Consider the following 19,723-nt stretch of genomic DNA (forward strand, 5'->3'; position numbering starts at 1 on the left):
CCCGACGCTCATCGACTGGCACGGTAATGTGCCGCCAGTCCGGCCGACGCGGTCGGGAAATCCGTCACACGGTCCAGGGCGTTGAACGGCGGATATTCCGGCCGCCTGAGCGCCCGTCCGAACGCGCGTTCGAGCGGCGAAATCGAGAGCGTCCGCATCCGGCCTGGCACCGGCAAGCCGTGCTGCACCCTCATTCAGTCACCGTCGCGCGCTCGACCAGAAAATCGACGAACGCGCGGACGCGCGCCGCCGGCTTGTCGTGGCCGAGATAGAGCGCGTGGATCTCTTCGCGGTCGCCCGGCGCGTAGTCCTCCAGCAGCGGCACGAGACGCCCGGCGGCGAGATCGGCACCAATCAGGAAGTGCGCGAGGCGCACGATGCCGGCACCGGCCACCGCCATCAGGCGCAGGGCTTCGCCCGAGTTGCCGTAGAAGTTGCCGTGCACCGCCTGCCGCTGCGGCGCGTGGGCGCTGCCCGGCGCCGGGCGCAGGTTCCAGCCTTCGAGCGCACGGCGGAAGTTGAAGTTGAGACAGTTGTGCCGATCCAGCTCGGCCGGCGTGCTTGGGGTGCCGTGGCGCTGCAGGTAGGCCGGCGCGGCGGCGACGATCCAGCGGCTGGCGCCGAGCGGGCGGGCACGCAGCGTCGAGTCGCGCAGCGGCCCGTGGCGCACGGCGACGTCGATGCGCTGATCGACAAGGTCGACGAGCGCGTCGGTCAGCGAAAGATCGACGCTCACCTGCGGATGGCGCTCGAGGAATTCCGGCAGCACCGGCAGCAGACAGTGCAGGCCGAACGGCACCGACGCCGTCACGCGCAGGCGGCCGCGCGCTTCGGCGCGCGCCGCCGTGAAGCTGCGCTCCAGGTCGTCGATCTCGGCGGCGATGGCCTGGGCGCGCACGCGGAAGGCCTCGCCCTCGGCCGTCAGCGTCAGCGCGCGCGTGGTCCGCTGCAGCAGGCGCACGCCGAGCCGCGCTTCGAGCCGCGCGATCGTGCGGCTGACGGCCGACGGCGTGACGCGCAGCGCCTTTGCCGCCGCGGCAAAGCTGCCGCCGTCGACGACGCGCAGAAACACTTCGATCTCGCCGCTGCGATTGTCCACGGGTCCGTCGATTCGTGATTCCGATGCAAGATCGTCGTGCCTGGCGACATTCTTATCATCAATCGCGAAGGCGGGCATCGTAGCGCCCCTTTTCCCGTGCCCTGTGGAGCGTCGCGATGCCTCTCGCCCTCTATGCCCTCACCGCCGGCGCCTTCGGCATCGGCGTCACCGAGTTCGTCATCATGGGCCTGCTGCTGCAGGTCAGCGGCGATCTTGGCGTGTCGATTCCCGCCGCCGGCTTTCTGATCTCGGGCTACGCGCTCGGCGTCGTGGTCGGCGCGCCGCTGATGACGGTGGCGACCGGACGCTGGCCGCGCAGGACCGTGCTGCTGGCACTGATGGCGATCTTCACGCTCGGCAACCTCGCCTGCGCGCTGGCGCCGAACTACGCGACGCTGCTCGCGGCGCGCGTGTTCACCGCCTTTGCGCACGGCACCTTCTTCGGCGTCGGCTCGGTGGTGGCGACCAGCCTGGTCGCGCCCGCGCGGCGCGCCTCGGCGATCGCCGTGATGTTCACCGGCCTGACCGTCGCCAACATTCTCGGCGTGCCGTTCGGCACCTGGCTTGGCCAGAGCTTCGGCTGGCGCGCGACCTTCTGGGCGGTGGCGGCGGTCGGCGTGGTCGCCCTGGCGGTGATCGCGCTGTGGGTGCCGCGCGACGCCGGCGCGCCGGAGACCGGCGACTGGCGCGCCGACCTGCGCGCGCTGGCCCGCGTGCCGGTGCTGCTCGGTCTGCTGACGACGGTGCTCGGCTTCGGCGGCATGTTCGCGGTGTTCACCTACATCGCGCCGATCCTCACCGAGATCAGCGGCTTCTCCGAGAAAGCGGTCTCGCCGATCCTGCTGGTGTTCGGCGGCGGCCTGATCGTCGGCAATCTGCTCGGCGGCCGGCTCGCCGACCGCCGCCTCCACGCGGCGCTGCTCGGCACGCTGCTGGCGCTGACCGCGACGCTGGTGCTGATGCGCTTCGCGATTCACGACCGCACGCTCGCGGTGCTTTTCGTCGGCCTGCTCGGCGCGACCTCGTTCGCGACCGTGCCGCCGCTGCAGATGTGGGTGCTCGACAAGGCGCAGGGCGCCGGCCAGAGCCTGGCATCGAGCTTCAACATCGGCGCGTTCAATCTCGGCAACGCCGCCGGCGCCTGGCTCGGCGGCGCAGTGATCGGCCACGGCTACGGCCTCGGCGCGGTGACCTGGGCCGGCGCGCTGCTGCCGCTGGCGGCGTTCGGCGTCGCGCTGTGGGCGCGCCAGCTCGAACGTTCGCGTGCGCTCACGACAGTCGCGGCGCCCTGCGCCGCCGACTGAACCGGCGCTAGCGCGGCCGGTGCAGGCTCGGCGCGCGGCCGGCGGCGCGGCGGAACGCGCGCGTGAAGTTGGAGGCGTCGGTGTAGCCGAGTTCGTGCGCGATCTGCGTGACGCTGAGGCCGCGCCGCAGCAGCTCGCAGGCACGCTCGTGCCGGACCTGCAGCGCCAGGATGCGGAAGCTGGCGCCCTCGCGCTTGAGGTAGCGGTCGAGCGTACGTGGCGAGAGGTTCAGCGTCTGCGCCAGCTCGCCGAGCGTCGGCATGCCGTCGGCGCTCTCGCGCAGCATCATCGCCACCCAGTCGCGCACCTGGCCGACCGCGACCACGTTGCGCAGCAGCTCGGCGCAGCGCGCTTCCGCCATCTTCAGCGCGCCGGCGTCCGCCATCGGCAGCGAATGGCGCGTGAAGTCGGCATCGAACAGCAGGCGCACGCCGGGCGAGCCGATGCTGCCGAAGTGACATTGCGCGCCGCCCAGCTCGGCGTAGCGCGCGACGTGCAGCGGCGCCGGCACCGAGAAATGCAGCTGGCTGGCCGGCATCTCGCCGCTGCTCAGCATCTTGATCTCCCAGTACGTGGCCGCGGCGATCGCCTCCAGATGAAACGCAAGGCAGGCGTGGCTTTGCGGAAACGCCGGCGCGTAGCGGATCTCGGTGCGGCCGCCGCCGGCGCGGTAGTGCATGCGAAAGCTCGGCATCACCAGGCGGAAGTAGCGCGCCAGCACGCGCAGCGCGTAGTCGATGTCGGGGCTGCTGAGCATCGCGAAGCCGACGCTGGCATGCGAGCTCGGCTTCAGCACGCGGCCGACGTCCAACGCCAGATCGGCCAGGCCCGGCATCGCCAGCACCTGCGCGACCAGCGCCTCGACCTGGCTCCAGCGCAGCTTCGCCTCCGGCAGCGCCATCGCCTCCGGCTTCAGGCGTACCGCGCGCAGCAGCGCGAGCACGTCGACGCCGCGCGCGGCGAGCACCTCGCCCATGCGCACGTAGTAGCGCGCCGGCACTTCGGGGTCGTTGCGCTTCATGTCGGCGGCACGGGCTCGGCTGCGGGTCGAGGCAGCACTGTCTGAAAAAGACAGGGTGATGTCAATAAATGACAGGATGGCGGCCGGCGCCGCCACTCACAATGCTGGCGCATTCCAACAGTGCCGCGGCATTCGCATACGCACGCGGCATCCCAGACGGATCGAAGGAGAATCGTTCATGAATACCTCGACGCTCGCGGCCCCGCCGCAGTCTTGGCGCGACGGCAAGCGCTACCTCTGGCTGCTGAGCCCGCTGGTGCCGGTGCTGTCGCTGTCGTGCCTGCTGCTCGCGTACGCGACCGGCAACAACCTGTTCCTGTGGGGCATGCCGCTCTTCATGTACGGGCTGCTGCCGCTGCTCGACACGCTGATCGGCACCGACCCGACCAACCCGCCGGAAAGCGCCGTCGCCGGCCTCGAGCAGGACCGCTACTACCGCGCGATCGTGTTCGCGTACATCCCGGCACAGTTCGCCGCGACGATCTTCGGCGCCTGGCTGTTCGCGACCGGCGACTACGCCTGGTGGAACCTCGTCGCCATCGCGCTGAGCGTCGGCATCATCAACGGCATCGCCATCAACACCGGCCACGAGCTCGGCCACAAGACCAACGCGCTCGAACGCTGGCTGGCGCGGCTGACGCTGGCGCCGGTCGCCTACGGCCACTTCTTCATCGAGCACAACAAGGGCCACCACAAGAACGTCGCCACGCCGATCGATCCGGCCAGCTCGCGGATGGGCGAGAGCTTCTGGGCCTTCCTGCCGCGCACCATGGTCGGCAGCCTGCGCTCGGCCTGGCACATCGAGGCCGAACGCCTGAAGCGCAACGGCAAGCGCGTGTGGAGCCTGTCGAACGAGAACCTGCAGTCGTGGGCGCTGACCGTCGTGCTGTTCGGCGCGGTGTCCCTGTGGCTCGGCCCGTGGGCGCTGCTGTTCCTCGTCGCGCAGGCCTTCTTCGGCGCCTCGCTGCTCGAGGTCGTCAACTACATCGAGCACTACGGCCTGCTGCGCCAGTACGACAGCAAGGCCGGCCGCTATGAGCGCTGCGCGCCGCGCCACTCGTGGAACAGCAACCACATCGTCACCAATCTGTTCCTCTACCAGCTGCAGCGTCATTCGGACCACCACGCCAACCCGACGCGCCGCTACCAGGCCCTGCGTCACTTCGACGACAGCCCGCAGCTGCCGTCCGGCTATTCGTCGATGATCCTCGTCGCCTACTGCCCACCGCTGTGGTTCCGCATGATGGATCATCGCGTCGCGGCCCATCACCGCGGCGACCTGAGCAAGGCCCATCTCCACGCGCCGAAGCGCGCCGCGCTGCTGGCGCGCTGGCAGCGGGCGCCGCTGCGCGCGACGCCGGCCACCACCGCCACCGCGACGCCGGCCGCCGCACCGGCAGCGAGCGTCGCGGCCGACGCCGACCGCTACCTCTGCCCGAACTGCTCGTACGTCTACGATGCCGCCGCCGGTTGCCCGCACGAAGGCATCGCCCCGGGCACGCCGTGGGCGCGTCTGCCGGCGGACTGGCCGTGCCCGGCCTGCGCGGTGCGCGAGAAAGTCGACTTCCAGCCGCTGCCGGCGGTGGCCCGCGCCGCCTGAGGGCCTTACGGCATCCGCGTTCCGACGCGCCCGGTCGCAAGGCCGGGCGCTTTTTTTCATGCGCCGCGCGCGCCGGCGGAGCTCCCGGGTCCGGTGCTTCGCCGAAGCCTTCGACGCGCAGCGCTCAGCGCCGCGGCGTCTCGCAGGTGACGAGGGAAGCGCTCGCGCAGACCGGCTCGATCGGGCGGATCTCGAACGCCAGCCCGACCGCGAGGCAGGGATTCTGCGCGGCGATCGCCGCCGCCGCGTCGAGATCGGCGGCGAGGATGTGCCAGTAGCCGCCGATCACCTCTTTGGCTTCCGCATACGGCCCGTCGACCACGCCCTGCCGCGTCACCAGACGCCGTTCGGGCGCCAGACGCTGGCCGGGACGCAGGTGGCCTTCGGCGGCGAGGCGGTCGTGCCAGGCATAGAAGCGATCGATCGCTTCCTGGATCACCTCGGTCGGCGCGTCGGCATCCCACTGGCCACGCGAGAGAACGAGAAATTCGGCGTGTTCTTTCATCGCATTCCTTCCTCAGGGCGCCGAAGCGTCGTGGCGCGGCAGCGCGTCGGCGATCGTCCACCAGCCGGCCTGCGAGGCGACGTGGATGTGCAGGCCCGGCCGCGTCGCCAGCGGCTCGTCGAGCAGGCCGGCGCGCACGCGCAGGACGTCCGGGTGCGCGTCGCGGCGGCTGTAGACCGGCGAGCCGCAGCGCGAGCAGAACACGCGCTGCTTGCCGGGCGAGGAGGCGTAGGCCGTCAGCAGTTCCTCGCCGGCGAGCAGGTGGAACGCCGCCGCCGGCACCGGGATGTTGGCGGCGAACGCACTGCCCTGCGCGCGCCGGCACTGCGCGCAGTGGCAGAGCTGGATCGGCGCCAGCTCGGCGTCGATGCGGAAGCGCACGCCGCCGCACAGGCAATGTCCGTTCGTCATCGCAGCGCTCCTTCGTCCGCACCGGGTTGTGCACGGCCGCCCGCGCGAGCGGGCGACGACGGCGGCACGCCGGGGCAGAACGGCATCAGCAGCGCCGGCCTCCGATGGCGCGGATCGATCGCGGCAGGCGCGGGCCGGCCGTGCTCGCCGCGCGTCAGTGGCACCGGTTCGACGCGCAGCGCCATGCCGGCGTCGAGACTGAACCCGCGCCCCGCGCGCGACGGCCCGGAGGTCGGATCATGATGCAGCGTCGGCAGATCGGCAGGCATGACGGCGCGCCCTTCATCGGATGCGCGCACCTTAGCGTCTTCGCGGCGCAGACGACAGCTGATGCGGCCGGCCTTCGCCATTGCCATCGGCGCCTGTCGCCAGCCTCCCGCGGCGCGGACCGGCCGTTGTGGTCCGCGCCCGGAGCGACGCGAAAAGCAGACCGCGGGCGTTGCGCCCGCGGCGCACCTCAACCCTGCCGGGCCTTGCCGGCCGGGGCCGGGGCGGCGTCGCCGGCGAGCGACGGGGCCGCCTTGCGGCAGGACGCGAACAGGTCCTCGTCCTTCTCGTAGGCCGAGGTCTGCACCGAGAACAGGCCGAGCACGGTGTGGAACAGGTTGTCCTGCGACACCGGCGCTTCGGCGCCGCGCTGCACGCAGGCCAGGTCCACGCCGAGCGAGCGGCGCGCACCGTCCGAGAACCAGGCCATCAGCGGCACGTGCGTCTGCTGCGACGGCGCGATCGAGTACGGCAGGCCGTGCAGGTAGACGCCGTTCTCGCCGAGACTCTCGCCGTGGTCGGAGACGTAGATGACGACGGAATCGACGTCCTGCCGCTGGCGCAGGCGCGCGATCAGCTCGGCGAGCACGCTGTCCGAATAAGCCAGCGTGTTGTCGTAGGCGTTGACCACTTCCTCGCGCGAGCAGCGCTGCACGTTCTCGTCGCGGCAATCCGGCGTGAACACGCGCGCCGATTCCGGGTAGCGCTTGAAGTAGGCCGGGCCGTGGCTGCCCTGCATGTGCAGCACCAGCAGCTTGGCCGCGCCGGCCGCGGGCATCGCGTCATCCAGGCCCTTGAGCAGGATGCCGTCCTTGCAGCCATTGGCGTCGCAGTAGGCTGGATCATTGGCGTTGTCGAGGCGCACGGATTCGATGCGCTTGCAGACGCCCTGGCAGCCGGAGTTGTTGTCCCACCACTGCACGCCGAGATGCAGGCGCGCGAACACGTCGAGCAGGTTCTCCTGGCGCTCGGCGCGGCTCTCCTTGTACTGCGCGCGCTTCATGCCGGAGAACATGCACGGCACCGACACGGCCGTGGCCGTGCCGCAGGAGCTGGCGTTCTCGTAATTGACGAGATCCGGCACCTTGGACAGCGCCGCATTGGTTGGCCGGTGATAGCCGTTCAGCTCGAAGTTCTCGGCGCGCGCGGTCTCGCCGACCGCCCAGACGACCAGCAGCGGCCGCTCGCGGGCCGGCGCCGCGAGCACGGCGTCGGCGGCGATCAGCTGCAACGGCTTCTGCCGGCCCTTCGGCAGCTGACTGCCGACGTAGCGGATCGCCGCGTTGACCGGCGCGAACGGGTTGATCAGCAGGCGGATCTCGCGATGGTTGCGGCCCCAGAACGACAGCGCGTTGTACTGCAGGCCGAGCACGGCGAGCTGCAGCACGAGGATGCCGAGCACCAGACCGGCACGGCGCGCCAGCGCCGGCCAGGCGTTCTCGCGGCGCACGCGCAGGCGCTGCACGATCGCCGCCGGCAGCAGGCCGAACACGGCCATGTGCAGCCAGAACCAGCCGCGCAGCAGGTCGCCGGCCTCGTGCGCGTCGGTGCGCGCCACGTTCTGGATCATCGACTTGTCGATGACCGCGCCGAAAGTGTCCATGAAGTAGCTGCAGCCCGCGGCGGTCAGCAGCATCGCGATCGCCAGCGGCTTGACCACGCGCGGCGCGCTGAACGGCACCAGCATCAGGAACAGCAGGTTGACGAGCGTGATCGCCACCGAGCCGACGATGCGCCATTCCTGCGCCGTGAACGGCGACGGCAGCGAATTGACGACGGCGTGGGCGAGGGCGAAGTTCTGGGTCGTGGCGAGGTAGAAGACCACCAGCACGACGAGCGACAGCGCCGAGATCTCGATGCGTCCGGCCAGCAGCTCCAGCGCCGAACGCTGCAGCCAGGCCAACAGCCCCGCGCCGGGCAGCGAACGCGGCATGCCAGCGGCGGCTGGCGTCTTCGAGATGGTTGATTCCGTGGACACGTAGCGCTCGACTCTTCCGAAAAAAACACCGCGCATTCTCGGAAGTACCGCGTCAACGCTTTGTTAGTGCGCCGCCATCAGCCGCCTCCGCGGGCCCGAAGTCGAGCCCGCACGAAGTCTCGCCGGGCGGCGCGCGACGCCGCTTGATGCGCATCAATGCCCCCGCTGCGCCGAAGCCCGATGCTGGTCCGCACGTCGAGGCCAGGATGCCGGATCGCGATCCGCGTACCGCCCGCAGGACCCGCCGGCGCACCGCGGCCCGGTGCCGGCGGCCAACCAACCGGAGCGAGAAACCGTGGGATTGCTGGAATGGCTCAACGACCAGCTGCTGCGCATGCAGTGGCTGAGCGATCTGGTCCGCGTGCTCGTCGAACGGGTCTTCGGCCTGGACGTGGCGACGCGCGTCGGCGCCAGCCTGCATTTCTTCATCTACGACGTCATCAAGATCTTCATCCTGCTGTCGGTGCTGATCTTCGCCATCTCCTGGGTGCAGAGCTACTTTCCGCCGGAGCGCACGCGGCGCCTGCTCGGCGGCATGCGCGGCTTCAAGGCCAATCTGAGCGGGGCCCTGCTGGGCACGCTCACGCCGTTCTGCTCGTGCTCGTCGATTCCGCTGTTCATCGGTTTCACCAGCTCCGGCCTGCCGCTGTCGGTGACCTTCTCGTTCCTGATTTCGTCGCCGCTGGTCGACATGGCCTCGCTGATCCTGCTCGCCAGCGTGTTCAACTGGACGATCGCGATCGCCTACGTGCTGGTCGGCATCGTGCTCGCGGTGATCGGCGGCACGCTGATCGGGCAGGCGCGCATGGAGCGCTACATCGAGCCGTTCGTGCTGCACAGTCCGGTGCTCGACCTGCCGCAGGAACAGCTGCACCCTGCGGACCGCATGAAGTACGCGGCCGCACAGGTCGCCGAGATCTTCGGCCGGGTCTGGATTTACGTACTGGTCGGCGTCGGCATCGGCGCCGCGATCCACAACTGGATTCCGGCCAGCCTCATCGGCGCCCTGCTCGGCGAGGAGCACTGGTGGTCGGTGCCGCTGGCGGCGCTGATCGCGGTGCCGATCTACGCCGACATCTTCGGCACCTTGCCGATCGCCGAGGCGCTGGTCGCCAAGGGTGTCGGCCTCGGCACCGCGCTGGCGTTCATGATGTCGGTGACGGCGCTGTCGCTGCCGTCGCTGATCATGCTGAAGAAAGTGGTACGGACGCCGCTGCTGAGCCTGTTCGTCGGCATCGTGCTGCTCGGCATCATCGTCATCGGCTATCTGTTCAACAGCTTCGCGCCGCTGCTCACCTGAGCGCGCAGCGCTCGATCCAGGAGACTCCCATGCAGGTCAAGATTCTCGGTTCCGGCTGCCGCAAGTGCGTCGCCCTCGCCGACAACACGCGCGCGGCGCTCGATCATCTCGGCCAGGACGCCGAGATCGTCAAGGTCACCGACGTGGCGCAGATCGCCGCGCACGGCGTGATGTCGACGCCGGCGCTGGTGGTCGACGGCAAGGTGGTGTCGACCGGCAAGGTGCTGGCCGCGAGCGAGATCGAGGCGCTGCTGCGCCATTAGGACCCGGCCACACCGATGGCGCCGCGGCGCCGGCGCTCAGTCGCCGACCGGCTCGCAGCGCACCTCGGTCTTCACCGAGTTGGCGATGAAGCAGGCCTCGTGCGCCTCGTGGTGCATCGCCAGCAGTTCGTCGCGCGTCGGCCGGCGCTCGTCGCTGAACGTCACCGCCGGCCGCAGCGTGACCACGGTCATCGCGAGGCGCTGGCTGCCGTCGCGCGCCATCACGCCGCTGGCGGCATCGGCATAGCGCTCGACGCGAAAGCCGCGCCTGGCGGCGATCGACAGGAACCACAGCATGTGGCAGCTCGCCAGCGCGGCGACGAACAGCTCCTCCGGATCGACCGCGGTGGCGTCCGACCACGGCAGCGGCACGACCAGCGGCGACGACGAGCCCGCCAGCTCGACGCCGCCGTCGAAGCGCAACAGGTGGCGACGGCTGTAACGGTTGTCGAGGAAGTCCTGCCCGTCGCGCGTCCACAACACTTCGGCGCGGTAAAGCCCCATCGCTTTTCTCCCGATCGTGCGGCTACTGCAGCTTCAGCTCCATGCGCACCATGCCCTCGTCGCCCGGCTTCGCCGCGGCGCCGTTGGTGATGAAAATGCGTTCGGCGCTGAGATCGGGCTTGGCCAGCAGCGCCCCCTGCACGGCCTGCGCGCGCGCGTGGCCAAGCTGCTGCAGCGCTTCGTCGGACGGCGCCAGTCTGGCGAGCAGCAGCGGTTCGACGTAGGCAATGCGCGCCGCCGTCTCGTCGCTGCCGTCCGGATATTTCACCGGCTGCTTCAGCAGCTCCCGGTGCAGCTTCTCGAAGGCCCGCAGGCGCGCCTTGTCGTCGGCGAGATCGGCCGGCAGCCGCGCGGCGAGCGCGCTGCGCGCCAGGGCGTCGCGGTCGGCATCGGCGACGATGACCGGCACTTCGAGCTTGAGCTGCGGCCGCTCGACGAGGGCCTTGCCGAGGGTATCGAGCTTGCCGGCAGCGCGCGCCGTCAGCGTCGCGGCACCGGCCGGGAAGTCGACGTACGACAGCTCGTCGCCGCCGCCGAACAGCGAGCCGAGCGCGGCGAACGGCGCGGTGACGATCTTCGTCACGATGTTGCCGAGCACCTTCCAGACGATCTTGCCGTACTTGAAGTCCGGATCGTCGAGGCTGCCGCGCACCGGCAGTTCGAGATCGATGACACCGCGGCGGTCCTTGAGCAAGGCGACGGCGAGCTTGATCGGCAGCGGCGCCGCATCCTTCGAGTTGGTCGCTTCGCCGAATTCGAGCTGGTCGACGATGACGTGGTGCTCGGCTTCGAGCTCGCGGGCGCTGATCTTGTACGACAGCTCCGTGGTCAGCTTGCCCTTGGCGATGTTGTAGCCGGCGAACTTGCCGGAATACGGATTGAACGTGGTCAGTTCCATGTTGCGGAAGGCGAGCGTCACGTCCGTGTATTCGGTCGCCGCGAGCAGGCTCGAAGTGCCGCGGATCTCGACCGGTGAATAGCGGTCGACCTGGCCGTCGAGCCGGATCGTCGCCCGCGATTTCGGATCGCTGGAAAGATTGCTCACGCCGCCGCGCAGCTTGACGATGCCGGCCGCGAACGAGGGCTCGATCGAGCGATCGGCGAAGAAGGCCGAGCCGTCGTTGATGCGGATTTCCTTGACGCGGATCGGCATCGCCGCGCCGGCGGCGCCGCTCTTCGCCGTCTTCGGCGGCGGCGCGGCGCTCGCCGCGGCCGGTGCCGCCGGCTTGAGGATCTGCGCGACGTTGAGCGTCTGGTCGGGATTGATCACGACGCGGCCGTAGGGCTGCGTCAGCGTGATGCGCTCGATGCCGAGCCGGTCGGGCGCCAGCGAGAAATCGATGCCGGCGATCGCCAGCTGCTTCCAGCGCGCGAAATCGTCGTGCGGCCCCTGGCCCTCGCCGCTGCCACTGGCGCGAAAGCCGTCGACCTTCACGCCGCCGCGAAAGCGCAGCGGCATCGTGCCATCCGCCGCCTGCGCGAGGTCGAGATCGCCTTTGACGGCCAGCGTGCCGCTGTGCACGGTCGCTTCGGCCGCCTGCGCCACGTAAGGCTGCACGGACGCGAGCGGGAAGCCGTCGAGCTGCAGCGCGAGCTGCGCGCTCAGCGGCTGCAGGCGCGTCGTGCCGCGCGCCGACAGCTGGGCGCGGCCGTCGATGCCGAGCTGCGCGTCGATATCGAGTGTGGCGTCCGCATCGTTGCGGTAGCCGCCGACGCTCGCCGCGATCGGTGCCAGCATGAAGCGCGCCGCCGGTTGCGTGGTGCGGTCCTCGAAGGCGACGGCGGCATCGCTGAGCTGCACGCGCGCGACGGCGATGCGCATCGGCGGCGCCGTCGCGTCGGCCGGCGCGGCCGGCGCTTCCTTGGCAGGCGCGGCGGCGGCCTTTGCCGGCTCGCCGCCGGCGAGCTTCATCAGATTGAGGCTGCCATCACGCTCGCGGCGCACGTCGAGCTTCGCGCCGTCGATGGTCACGGCCTTGATCGTCAGCTCGCGGCGCGCGAGCGAGAAAGCCAGCGTGTCGACGCCGAGCTGCCGCACGGCGACCGGCGGTGCGCCGTCGCCGCCATCGCGCGCAGCGACGGCGACGTCGCGCAGGGTGATCGCCGGCAGCGTCACGCCGACATCGAGCGCCGGTTGCAGTGCGAACGTGTAGTGCCCGTTCAGATCGATGCTGCCGGAGCGCAGCTGCACCGGCAGCTGGTCCTGCAGATAGTCGGCGATGGTCGTGGCGAGCAGACCATGCACGCCAAAATCGCCCTGCGAGCCGAGCGGCTGCACGGTGAATTTTCCGGACCAGTCGAAGCGCTCGCCGGCGGCGCTCGCCGCGTCGAAGCGGTAGACGTTCTGGTAGTCCGCGGTCGTGCGGAAATCGGTGAGCGCGAAGCGGATCGGCTTGAGTTCAGTGCGGAACGGCTGCGGCCGGCTGCGGTCCTCGAAGGCGACACGGCCGTCGCTGACCGTCAGCGCGCCGACCCGGATGCGCGGGATCGTCGCCGCTTCGCTTGCGGCCGGCTTGGGTTCTTCCGCGGGCGGGGCGAGCCTGGCGAGATTGAGCGTGCCGTCGGCGGCGATGACGACGTTGACGTCCGGTCCGGCCAGCGTCAGTTCCTTGAAGGCGATCGAGCGCGTGAACAGCGAGGTCCACGGCTCGAAATTGACGACCAGCGAGGAGAAGCCGAGCAGCGGCGCGCCGGCCGCCTCGGTCAGCTTGAGGTCGTCGACGCGGACCACGAAGGTGTAGGGATTGAAGCGCAGCGCGCCGATCGCGAGGTGGCGGCCGAGCTGCTGCTCGACGTAGTCGCCGAGCGCCGAGCGCGCGACGTGCGGCACCAGCAGGAAGCCGAGCAGCGTGTACAGCAGCAGCATGCCGGCCGTCACGCTCAAGGCCACCCACCGACGGCGCAGCAGGGTCAGGAAGGCGTGCATGGCCTGAAGGCTCCGGAATCATCGCCGCGACTCGGCGGCGCGGATTCTGGCATGCGCACGCGGGCGCGCCCAAGGGCTGCGGCCGGAATGACGATCGCGGCCGTGCGGCGCGCCTGCGGATGGCGAGGGCGAAGCGGCGAAGGAAACGCCGGCGCGGCGCATGGCGCGAACCGATTCCTTCTTCCCGACGCTCGTCGGGACAGGGCGTTCATCGAAGCGGTCCGGCCACGCAGCAGGATCGGCCGGTTCCGGAGCGTTCGCCGGCGATGCGAAGCGCTGGCCTACAGCGGTGCGTCCTGCCGGCGGCGCGCCTGCGTCGGCGCCACGCCGAACCAGCGCAGGAAAGCGCGCGTGAAGGCGCTGAGTTCGGAATAGCCGAGCAGGCCGGCGATGTCGCCGACCGGCAGATGGCGTTCGGCGAGATAGCGCGTCGCCAGCTCGCGGCGCACGTCCTCGACCAGCCCGGCGTAGCTGCAGCCGTGCGCGGCGAGGCGGCGCTGCAGGGTCCAGCGCGCGAGGCCAAGGGCCGCGGCGATCTGGTCGACATGCGGATAGCCGCTCGACAGCCGCGAGCGCAGCTCGCCGCGCACGCGGTCGATGAAGCCCAGCGCGCCGGTGCTGCCGGCGACGCGGCGCAGTTCCTCGCGCAGCGCGACGAAGGCGGCCGGATCGCGGCCCGGCATCGGCCGCTCGAGATCGCGGCAGCGGAACAGCAGCGCGTTGCTGCGCTGGCCGAAGCGCGCCGGCGCCGCGAAAGCCTGACGGTGCTCGCGGGCGTCGCCCGGCTGCGGATGCTCGAACTGCACCTCGTCCGGCGCCCAGTCGCGGCCCAGACAGCGGCGCAGCACGTTGGCGAACATGCCCATCGTCAGCTCGGCATCCTGGCGGCGCTCGACGATGCGGCCGTCGAGGATGCGGTATTCGAGGCGCAGCGTGTCGCCGCTGCGCGCGAAGCGCGTTTCGGTGACCTGCTGGTGGAACGGGAACAGCCCGGCGAAGGCTTCGAGGGCGGCGCCGAGCGTCGGCGCGGCGAGCGCGATATGGCCGATCAGGCCAAGCTGCTCGGGCTCGAACTGCTGGCCGAAGCGCAGGCCGAAGTTGGCATCGCCGGTGTCGGCGGCGGCCAGTTCCATCATCGCGCAGTAGGCGCCGAGATCGAGCGGCAGCAGCGGCTCGGCGATGCGCTCGGCCGGCACGCCAGCGCGTTCGAGCACGCGCGCGGCGTCGCCGCCCTCGGCGGCGATGAAGCGCGTCACGCCGCTCGCGGCGGCAGCCAGTACGTGCCGCGGCGGCGCGGCGTCCACAGTCCGGGCGATCGGCATCGGCCCACCTCGCAAAAATGGGGCCGCGACCCCCGTCGCGGCCCCGCTACCGCTACCGCGCTCCCCGAGCCACCGTCTTGCACTCAGCAAGAAGCGTGCAAGCCGGCAGGCCGGCGCCGGGGAATTCCGCCCGGCGGCCGGGGAGCGGCCGATTCAGCCCGGCGTCGCGCCGGGCGCGGCGCTGAGCATGGCGTCGGCTTGCAGCGCCTCGGCACGCGCGTTCTTGCTGAGGAAATAGAACACGAGGCTGATCGCGAACAGGCCGAGGAACAGCAGGAAGACGATCTGGTTGAAGTAGATCATCGTCGCCAGGAACACGACGGCGAGGACCAGCGCGATCGCCGGGAAGAGCGGATAGAACGGCGCCCTGAACGGCCGCTCCAGCGTCGCCTCGGAGCGGCGCAGCTTGAACAGGCTCAGCATCGAGACGATGTAGAGCAGGATCGCGCCGAACACCGACATGGTGACGATGTTCGCGGTCAGCGGCTGGCCGCCGATCTGGACGAACGTATCCGAGAAGATCGCCAGGATGCCGATCGCACCGCCGGCGAGGATCGCCCAGTGCGGCGTCTTGCGCTTCGGGTGCACGGTGGCGAAGAAGCCCGGCAGGTAGCCGGCGCGCGCCATCGCGAAGATCTGCCGCGAGTAGCCCATGATGATGCCGTGGAACGAGGCGATCAGGCCGAACAGACCGATCCACACCAGCATGTGCAGCCAGCCGCTCGATTCGCCGACGACGATCTTCATCGCCTGCGGCAGCGGGTCGTTGATGTTCGACAGCTTCGACCAGTCGCCGACGCCGCCGGCGAAGAACATCACGCCGAACGCCAGCACCACCAGCGTCAGGATGCCGCCGACGTAGGCTTTCGGAATGACCTTCTTCGGCTCCCGGGTTTCCTCGGCGGCCATCGCCGCGCCCTCGATGGCGAGGAAGAACCAGATCGCGAACGGAATCGCCGCGAAGATGCCGCCGATCGCCGCGCCCGAGAACGTCGACGCGCCGGCCCAGCCGTTGGCGGCGAAGTGGCTCCACGAGAAGCCGGGCGAGACCACGCCCATGAACACCAGCAGCTCGAAGATCGCCAGCAGCGTCACGCACAGCTCGAAGGTCGCGGCGATGGTGACGCCGGCGATGTTGAGCGTCATGAAGATCAGATACGCGCCGACCGCGGCCAGCTTCGGATCGAGTGCCGGAAACTGGACGTTGAGATAGGCGCCGATCGACAGCGCGATCGCCGGCGGCGCGAACACGAACTCGATCAGCGTCGCGAAGCCGGCGATGAAGCCGCCGAATGGCCCGAACGCGCGGTAGCTGTACGCGAACGGTCCGCCGGCGTGCGGAATCGCCGTGGTCAGCTCGGTGAAGCTGAAGATGAAGGTCGCGTACATCACGGCGACCAGCGCCGTCGTGACCAGGAAGCCGAGCGTGCCGGCCGAGGCCCAGCCGTAGCTCCAGCCGAAGTATTCGCCGGAAATGACGAGGCCGACGGCGATGCCCCACAGATGCCAGCCACTCAGGCTCTTCTTGAGCACCGGCTTGGTTTCTTCACTCATGACTGCTGCTCCCAATGTCCCCAGAGGTGATGGAGGTACCGCTGTTGCCCAGTGCCGCCGCCGGCGCGTCGAGCTTGAGCGCGACGCCGGTCAGGCGCAGGCGCCGCGCCTCGGCGAGCAGCCAGCACAGCGTGTCGGCGGCGCGCGCGTAGCCGAGCCCGTCGGCATGGATGTTCGAGATGCAGTTGCGCGCGGCGTCGCGGCAGCCGACGCGCGGCGCGTAGGTCAGGTAGATGCCGAGGCTGTCGGCGACCGACAGGCCTGGACGCTCGCCGATCAGCACCGCGACCAGGCGCGCGCCGAGCGCCTCGGCGACCTCGTCGCCGAGCGCGACGCGCGCCTGGCTGGCGAGCACCACCGGCGCCAGCCGCCAGCCGGCGAGCCGCGGCGCAAGCTGTGCGAGCAGCGGCGCGGCGTGCGCGTTGACGGCGGCCGCCGACAGGCCGTCGGCGACCACGAACGCCAGCTCGAAACCCGCGTCGCCGCCGGCCGCAGCCTGCAGCTGCGGCAGATCGTCGGCGTGCACGCGGCGGCCGAGGTCGGGACGGCGCAGGTAGACGGAACGGTCGGCGGCGCGCGAGCGCACGCGCAGCGGCGGCGCCGCGAAGGTGCCGGCCAGCTGCGCGGCGATGGCGTCGAAATCGACGCGGCCGTGCACGGCGTCGCGGGCGCGGCTATGCGCCGCCTGGAAATCGAGCAGCGCCGCGGTCGGCAAGGCGTCGCCGGCGCGGCCGAGGCCGATGCGCGCGCGCGTCGCCGTTCGCCAGCGCGCGAACGGGTCCTGGCGCGGATCGTCGGACGGCGTGTCGGGCGGCAGTTCGTTCATCGTGCCCGTCAACCGTTCAGTGCCAGCAGCTGGCGCAGTGCGCGCGCATCGCGCGCCGGCGGCGGCAGCGCGCCGTTCGCGTCGAGCAGGCCGATGCGGGCGAGCCAGGCTTCGAACTCCGGCGCCGGCCGGCGCTCGGTGAGATGCCGCAGGCCCAGGACGTCGTGATACGACAGGCTCTGGTAGCTGAGCATCACGTCGTCGGCGCCCGGCACCGCGATCACGAAGTTGACGCCGGCCGTCGCCAGCAGCGTCATCAGCGTGTCCATGTCGTCCTGATCGGCTTCGGCGTGGTTGGTGTAGCAGACGTCGACGCCCATCGGCAGGCCGAGCAGCTTGCCGCAGCAGTGGTCCTCGAGGCCGGCGCGGATGATCTGCTTGGCGTCGTACAGATATTCCGGACCGATGAAGCCGACCACCGTATTGACCAGCAGCGGCTCGAACGCGCGCGCCACCGCGTAGGCGCGCACCTCCATGGTCTGCTGGTCGACACCGTGGTGCGCGTCGGCCGACAGCGCCGAACCCTGGCCGGTCTCGAAGTACATGACGTTGTCGCCGACCGTGCCGCGCTTCAGCGAGCGCGCCGCGTCCAGGCCTTCGCGCAGCACGGCGAGATCGATGCCGAAACCGCGGTTGGCCGCTTCGCTGCCGGCGATCGACTGGAACACGAGATCAAGCGGCGCGCCGCGCTCGATCGCGCGCAGGCTGGTGGTGATGTGCGCGAGCACGCAGGACTGCGTCGGGATCTCGAAGCGCTGGCGCAGCTCGTCGAGCATGTCGAGCAGGCGAATGGTGTCCGGCACCGAATCGCTCGCCGGGTTGATGCCGATCACCGCGTCGCCGATGCCGAACAGCAGGCCGTCGAGCGTCGAGGCGGCGATGCCCATCGGATCGTCGGTCGGATGGTTCGGCTGCAGGCGCGAGCCGAGCCGGCCGGGCAGGCCGAGCGTGGTGCGAAACGCGGTGACGACGCGGCACTTGGCGGCCACCGCGATCAGATCCTGGTTGCGCATCAGCTTGCTGACCGCGGCGACCATTTCCGGCGTCAGGCCCGGCGCCAGCGCGCCCAGCGCCGCGCCGGTCGCGTCGTACGAGAGCAGCCAGTCGCGAAACTCGCCGACCGTCAGATGAGCGACCGGCGCGAAGGCCGCGGCGTCGTGCGTGTCGACGATCAGGCGCGTGACTTCGTCGTCCTCGTATGGCACCAGCGCTTCGTCGAGGAAGTGGCGCAGCGGCAGCCCGGCGAGCACACGGCGCGCGGCGACGCGCTGCTCGTCGTTCTCAGCGGCCAGACCCGCCAGCTCGTCGCCCGAGCGCCGCGGCGACGCACAGGCCAGCACCGCCTTCAGATCGTCGAAGCGGTAGCCACGGGTGCCGATGCGGGTCTGGTACAGCGCCATGAACGGATCGCAAAGCGAGTCCCGCGCGGGGACGACAGCCGTTCATACGCACGCGCTCTGCCAGCGCGTTTGACATCTGGACACAGGCCGCCGGGCGGCGGCCGCGGTCTTCAGTCGGCACTGCCCGCGGTCGGCGGGCTGACGCCAAGCTGTTGTTCAAGCTCGGCAATCCGCGCTTCGAGTGCCTCGATGCGGGCTTCCAGCGCGGCCATCCGGCCCGGCTCGGCGCGCCGTTCGGGCGCCGCCGCGCCCGCTTCCGGTGCCGGCACCGCATCGGCGCCGCACAGAAGATGCGCATAGCGCACCGCCGACTGGCCCGGCGCGCGCGGCAGCTGCACGACCAGCGGCTGGGCGCGGTCGGCGAGGTCGTCGAGCGCGGCGCGCACGCCGTCGTCGTCGCCCGGGCCGTTGAGGCCGGACGCGTTGGCGCGCAGCTCGGCGATGGTCTGCGGGCCGCGCAACATCAGCGTCACCAGCACCGCCTGGGTCTGCGGCTTGAGCAGCATCTGATGCAGAAACTGGTGCCGCCATTTCTGCGCCCGGCCGCTGAAGCTGTCGCGGCCGACCAGCTTGAGCTCCTCGAGCTGGTTCAGCGCGTTGCCGACCTCGCCCTCGCCGAGCTGCATCACCGGACTGCGCGAGCTCTTCTGGTTGGCGGCCAGCATGATGGCGTTGACCGTCATCGGGTAGTACTGCGGCGTCGTCAGCGACTTCTCGACGAGCGAGGCGACGACGCGCGCCTCGTTCGGATTCAGCAGGATTTCGGACATGGATGCGCACGGGCAGGGCGTCGGGGGCCGCATCGTAGCCCAGCGCGGCAACGCGCGGGGCAGGGCCCGTCCGCCGGCGGGCCCCGTGCGCACCGGTCAGGCCGGCGTCGGGAAATCGAGCGTGGTGTCGTTGATGCGGTTGACCATGTTCGTGAACAGGATCGCGGCGACGGCCTGCGGAATCTCGACCAGCTGGCGATCGGTGTAGCCGGCGGCGCGCAGCGCCTCGACGTGCTCGGCGGCCAGCGTGCCGCGCTCGCGCAGCAGGCGCAGCGCGAAACGGATCAGCGCGTCGATGCGGGCGTCCTCGGCGTAGGCGCCGCTGCGCAGCGCGCGCGCCTGCGCGTCGCTGTAGCCGGCGCGCTTGGCGGCGAGCGTGTGCGCGGCGATGCAGTAGTCGCAGCCGGTCGCCTCGCTGATCGCCAGATTGATCGCTTCCTGCTCGCGCGGCGCCAGCGATGCGCGCTTCAGCGCGGCGCCGTTCTGCAGGACCTGCGCGAGCACCAGCGGCGCGTGCGTGCCGATCGTCGCGTACAGGTTCGGCACCTTGCCGATCGCGCGCTGCAGGCCGGCGTACAGCTCGGCGGTGTCGCCGGCGGCCCGGGCGATGGGGCTGATGGTGAGACGGCTCATGGCAATGCTCCTTTTGCTTCGGGGGGGGGAGGAACGGCAA

General features: G+C 70.6%; 18 protein-coding genes. 4 read left to right on the top strand and 14 right to left on the bottom strand.

Translation table 11 applies throughout. The features are described from left to right. Nucleotides 1-190: 190 nt before the first annotated feature. Nucleotides 191-1,099, bottom strand: coding sequence for a LysR family transcriptional regulator (locus H149_RS0100690; protein ID WP_020647797.1), 909 nt, complete (start codon nucleotides 1,097-1,099; stop codon nucleotides 191-193). Between the two features lie 116 nt (nucleotides 1,100-1,215). On the opposite strand from H149_RS0100690, the gene H149_RS0100695 reads away from it, so the two are divergent. Beyond that, entirely contained in the window at nucleotides 1,216-2,403 is a 1,188-nt protein-coding gene (locus H149_RS0100695) for an MFS transporter (protein WP_020647798.1), read from the top strand. Between the two features lie 7 nt (nucleotides 2,404-2,410). On the opposite strand, the gene H149_RS0100700 is transcribed toward H149_RS0100695, so the two are convergent. Next, nucleotides 2,411-3,424: an AraC family transcriptional regulator gene (locus H149_RS0100700; RefSeq protein WP_020647799.1), complete on the bottom strand. Its 1,014-nt coding sequence runs from the start codon at nucleotides 3,422-3,424 to the stop codon at nucleotides 2,411-2,413. Between the two features lie 178 nt (nucleotides 3,425-3,602). Here H149_RS0100700 and H149_RS0100705 point away from each other — a divergent pair, with 178 nt between their 5' ends. Continuing rightward, nucleotides 3,603-5,024: a fatty acid desaturase gene (locus H149_RS0100705; protein ID WP_020647800.1), complete on the top strand. Its 1,422-nt coding sequence runs from the start codon at nucleotides 3,603-3,605 to the stop codon at nucleotides 5,022-5,024. A 124-nt stretch (nucleotides 5,025-5,148) separates the two neighbouring features. Here the strand turns inward: H149_RS0100705 and H149_RS0100710 are convergent, their stop codons facing one another. The 4 genes from H149_RS0100710 to H149_RS0100725 form a co-directional block, all read right to left on the bottom strand. Beyond that, nucleotides 5,149-5,529: a YciI family protein gene (locus H149_RS0100710; protein ID WP_020647801.1), complete on the bottom strand. Its 381-nt coding sequence runs from the start codon at nucleotides 5,527-5,529 to the stop codon at nucleotides 5,149-5,151. Nucleotides 5,530-5,541: 12 nt separating this feature from the next. Further along, a complete protein-coding gene (locus tag H149_RS0100715) occupies nucleotides 5,542-5,940 on the bottom strand; it encodes a GFA family protein (protein ID WP_020647802.1) in 399 nt (132 codons plus the stop codon). Further along, entirely contained in the window at nucleotides 5,937-6,290 is a 354-nt protein-coding gene (locus H149_RS0100720; protein ID WP_020647803.1) for a hypothetical protein, read from the bottom strand. Before H149_RS0100720 ends, H149_RS0100715 begins: the two co-directional genes overlap by 4 nt. A gap of 107 nt (nucleotides 6,291-6,397) precedes the next feature. After that, nucleotides 6,398-8,140, bottom strand: coding sequence for a phosphoethanolamine transferase (locus H149_RS0100725; protein ID WP_020647804.1), 1,743 nt, complete (start codon nucleotides 8,138-8,140; stop codon nucleotides 6,398-6,400). Between the two features lie 340 nt (nucleotides 8,141-8,480). On the opposite strand from H149_RS0100725, the gene H149_RS0100730 reads away from it, so the two are divergent. Together H149_RS0100730 and H149_RS0100735 are read left to right on the top strand one after the other, a co-directional pair. Next, on the top strand, nucleotides 8,481-9,485 hold the full coding sequence (locus tag H149_RS0100730) for a permease (RefSeq protein WP_026352729.1): 1,005 nt from the start codon (nucleotides 8,481-8,483) through the stop codon (nucleotides 9,483-9,485). A 29-nt stretch (nucleotides 9,486-9,514) separates the two neighbouring features. Continuing rightward, nucleotides 9,515-9,748, top strand: coding sequence for a thioredoxin family protein (locus H149_RS0100735; protein ID WP_020647806.1), 234 nt, complete (start codon nucleotides 9,515-9,517; stop codon nucleotides 9,746-9,748). Nucleotides 9,749-9,784: 36 nt separating this feature from the next. Here the strand turns inward: H149_RS0100735 and H149_RS0100740 are convergent, their stop codons facing one another. From H149_RS0100740 to H149_RS0100775, 8 genes are all read right to left on the bottom strand, one after another. Further along, nucleotides 9,785-10,252, bottom strand: a complete 468-nt coding sequence (locus H149_RS0100740) for an OsmC family protein (RefSeq protein WP_020647807.1) — start codon at nucleotides 10,250-10,252, stop codon at nucleotides 9,785-9,787. A 22-nt stretch (nucleotides 10,253-10,274) separates the two neighbouring features. Then, nucleotides 10,275-13,178 (bottom strand): DUF748 domain-containing protein, encoded by a 2,904-nt coding sequence (locus H149_RS0100745; protein ID WP_020647808.1) that lies wholly within the window; start codon nucleotides 13,176-13,178, stop codon nucleotides 10,275-10,277. Nucleotides 13,179-13,459: 281 nt separating this feature from the next. Then, nucleotides 13,460-14,500 (bottom strand): AraC-like transcriptional regulator QhpR, encoded by a 1,041-nt coding sequence (gene qhpR / locus H149_RS0100750; RefSeq protein ID WP_051101761.1) that lies wholly within the window; start codon nucleotides 14,498-14,500, stop codon nucleotides 13,460-13,462. A gap of 153 nt (nucleotides 14,501-14,653) precedes the next feature. Continuing rightward, a complete protein-coding gene (gene eat / locus H149_RS0100755; RefSeq protein ID WP_020647810.1) occupies nucleotides 14,654-16,054 on the bottom strand; it encodes an ethanolamine permease in 1,401 nt (466 codons plus the stop codon). Beyond that, entirely contained in the window at nucleotides 16,047-16,880 is an 834-nt protein-coding gene (eutC, locus tag H149_RS0100760; protein WP_020647811.1) for an ethanolamine ammonia-lyase subunit EutC, read from the bottom strand. The genes eat and eutC overlap by 8 nt, the downstream gene beginning before the upstream one ends. A gap of 8 nt (nucleotides 16,881-16,888) precedes the next feature. After that, entirely contained in the window at nucleotides 16,889-18,280 is a 1,392-nt protein-coding gene (locus H149_RS0100765) for an ethanolamine ammonia-lyase subunit EutB (RefSeq protein WP_020647812.1), read from the bottom strand. A 110-nt stretch (nucleotides 18,281-18,390) separates the two neighbouring features. Then, nucleotides 18,391-19,050: a YceH family protein gene (locus H149_RS0100770; protein WP_020647813.1), complete on the bottom strand. Its 660-nt coding sequence runs from the start codon at nucleotides 19,048-19,050 to the stop codon at nucleotides 18,391-18,393. Nucleotides 19,051-19,146: 96 nt separating this feature from the next. Beyond that, complete coding sequence (locus H149_RS0100775; protein WP_020647814.1) at nucleotides 19,147-19,683, bottom strand: carboxymuconolactone decarboxylase family protein; 537 nt, start codon at nucleotides 19,681-19,683, stop codon at nucleotides 19,147-19,149. Between the last annotated feature and the right edge of the window lie 40 nt (nucleotides 19,684-19,723).

Source organism: Solimonas variicoloris DSM 15731 (assembly GCF_000382285.1).
Classification (GTDB): domain Bacteria; phylum Pseudomonadota; class Gammaproteobacteria; order Nevskiales; family Nevskiaceae; genus Solimonas; species Solimonas variicoloris.